This is a genomic window from Rhodovulum sp., assembly GCF_011048875.1.
GTDB classification, from domain to species: Bacteria; Pseudomonadota; Alphaproteobacteria; order Rhodobacterales; family Rhodobacteraceae; genus Rhodovulum; species Rhodovulum tesquicola.
In genome coordinates this window covers 1-2,261 of the sequence record NZ_DSDD01000319.1, presented here as the reverse complement: position 1 = coordinate 2,261, position 2,261 = coordinate 1, and the positions used below count along the sequence as shown (strand labels likewise).

1 protein-coding gene is annotated in these 2,261 nt (G+C 64.6%); it reads left to right on the top strand.

What is annotated here, in order from left to right:
- Window positions 1-366 precede the first annotated feature (366 nt).
- A partial coding sequence (locus ENN83_RS11210) for a TonB-dependent receptor domain-containing protein (RefSeq protein ID WP_287187040.1) occupies window positions 367-2,261 on the top strand: 1,895 nt, incomplete at its 3' end.

Here is a 2,261-nt window from a genome sequence, read left to right as displayed (position 1 = left end):
TCATATAGTTGAGTGATTCTGTCGGGATTGCTTTCATGACCGTTTGACTCGGAATTCCAGCCTTGAGCGCGGACGCCCCCACAAAGTCAAACCGTGACTGAATATTTTCGGGCGGTCGCTTGAGCCCGACCATGCCGGACGTATCGAAGCGGATCACCGCCTCGGCGGTTCCGTCGACGGGCCTGCTTGGGGACTTGTGCCTGACTGGATGAAAAGGCCCCCCGCGCCATCGACTCAGTCGTGTCAGGGAGTGATGAAATATTCTTGACAAAAACAGTCAACTGATCCAGTGGGAGGCTCGTTAACCTTTGGTTTGCCAGCTCCTCCGCCAGCGAAACGCACTCGAAACCTGGAGGAGTTGCCGACATGCCATCGTCTGCATGGCGCATTGCGCCTGTTCTGACCACCACCGCAATCCTGCTTGCATGTCCGACGACGGGGCGGTCGCAATCGGCCGCCAACGACGGCGGTGAAGCGTTCGAACTGCCGCCGATCACGCTTATGGGAGACCGGCAGGGCCGCGCGGTGAGCGACCTGCCCGCCTCGATCGCGGTGGTCGGGGGCGACGAGATCGAGGCCCGCGGCCTGAACGACATGCAGGAGATCACGCGCTACCTGCCGGGTATTACCGTGCCGCGCCAGACCAGCGGCACCGACCCGTTCAACACCTTTGGCGGCTTCAACATCCGCGGCGTCGGCGGCAACCGGGTGCAGATGCAGGTGGACGGCTCGCGCGTGGCAGAGCGGATCATGGACGGCACCCGCGACTACCTCGATTTCAACTTCACGAAGCAGGTGGATGTGGTCCGCGGCCCGGCATCCGTCCTGTGGGGGGCGGATGCGCTCGGCGGGGTCGTGGCGGTCGAGACGATCGACCCCGAGGACGTGCTGGACGGGCGCGCGCGGGGCGGCACCGCGCGGCTCTCGTTCGATGGTCTGAACGACGAGATCGTGGCCTCGGCCAGTTTCGCGCAACAGGTGGGGCCGACCCTGTCGCTGATGTTCGGCATCGCGCGCACCGAGGCGAAGGAGGCGGAATTTTCGAACGCGCGGGCGGATGGCGGCATCTACGGCTGTCCGCGCAACATCGCCTATGGCGCCACGCCCTGCAACAAGCTTGACCCCACCGAAATCTCGGCGACGCGCGTGCTGGCCAAGGCGGTCTGGACGCCGTCTGCCGCGCACCGCCTGGAATTCTCGGTCGACCGGCTCGACCGGGAAACGGACGTGCAATACGACAACGTCCTGGGGCCGGTCTTCAGCATGATGACCGGGCTTCCGACCGGCGAGGTCATCAACAATTACGACCGGACGCTTGACATCGAACGCACCCGCATCGCGGTTGAACATACCTGGCAGGCAGGGCTCGGCTGGGTGGACGAGGTCAAGACCACGCTCGCCTTCGTCCCGCACGGCTATGACCGCAAGGGCGTCAAAAGCTCCATCTCGGCAGCGGGCGACGACGTGATCACCGAGGATTACCTGTCCTTCTCCGAGGATTTCGTGGAACTCGATATCCAGGCCACCTCGCGCTTCACGGTCGGCGGGGCCGACCACGAACTGACCTGGGGGTTCGACGGTGACCACACCGAGACCGATTACAGCCGCCGCGATGTGGTGCGGAACATCACCCAGGGCACCGTGACGGAGAAGCGGGCAGGCGGATTCAACTTCGCCAATGCCGACACGCGGCGCGCCGACATCTACGTCCAGGACAGGATCACACTGATGGACGGCGCGCTGGAACTGAGCCCGGGCCTGCGGTTCGCCACCTACAAAATCGACCCGCGCCCCGATAACGATTACCAGGTCGTGCCCGGCAGCGAACCGCGCTCCCGCAAGGACGAGGCCCTGCTTGCGAGCCTGGGCGCACTCTACCGTTTCGGCGACGGCTGGCAGCTCTGGGGCCATTACGGCGAGGGGTTCAAGATGCCGACCGCCCAGCAGCTCTACACCTCGCTGCCCGGCACCTTCTTCGACCTGATCCCGGCGCCCGATTTGAAGCCGGAAGAGGTCGAGAGCATCGAGATCGGGCTGCGGCGCGAGATGGCGGAGGGCGCCTTCGGCGTCACGCTGTTCAACGCCGACTACACGAACTTCATCGAGAGCTTTTTCGAGATCACGCCCAATACCTACACCTATCGCAACCTCTCGGAGGTGCGGGTCTGGGGGGTGGAGATCGAGGGCGAGTGGGACATCCGTCCCGACCTGCGCCTGAGCGGCGCGGCAAGCTGGCAGAAGGGCAATCAGCGCGCCAGCGC